This is a genomic window from Streptomyces cyaneofuscatus, from assembly GCF_000718135.1.
Classification (GTDB): Bacteria; Actinomycetota; Actinomycetes; order Streptomycetales; family Streptomycetaceae; genus Streptomyces; species Streptomyces cyaneofuscatus.
The window spans coordinates 1-483 of the sequence record NZ_JOEM01000085.1 but is presented as its reverse complement, the minus strand read 5'-3'; the positions used below and the strand labels follow the sequence as shown (position 1 = coordinate 483).

The window sequence follows — 483 nt, the reverse complement described above, 5'->3', positions numbered from 1 at the left end:
AGGACCTCGGCGGTGCCGGAGGTGGCCATCAGCTCGAACCCGTGGGCGACGAGCTCACGGGCCGGGAAGATCATCGACCGCTTGTCCCGGTTCGCGACCGGTGCGGGAGGCGCGGGGGTTGGCCTCCAGGACGTAGAGGATGTCCCCGGACAGCGCGAACTGGATGTTGATCAGCCCGCGCACCCCGACACCCTTGGCGATGGCCTCGGTGGAGGCGCGCAGCCGCTTGATGTCGAACCCGCCCAGGGTGATCGGGGGCAGGGCGCAGGCGGAGTCGCCGGAGTGGATGCCGGCCTCCTCGATGTGCTCCATGACACCGCCGAGGTAGAGCTCGGTGCCGTCGTAGAGGGCGTCGACGTCGATCTCGATCGCGTCATCCAGGAAGCGGTCGACCAGTACCGGGCGGGTCGGGCTGATCTCGGTGGACTCGGAGATGTAGGAGGCGAGGCGGGTCTCGTCGTAGACGATCTCCATGCCCCGGCC

1 pseudogene is annotated in these 483 nt (G+C 68.9%); it reads right to left on the bottom strand.

Annotated elements, in window-relative coordinates:
• Positions 1-483, bottom strand: a pseudogene (locus IF17_RS01000000136940) (ATP-binding protein); the annotation flags it as partial.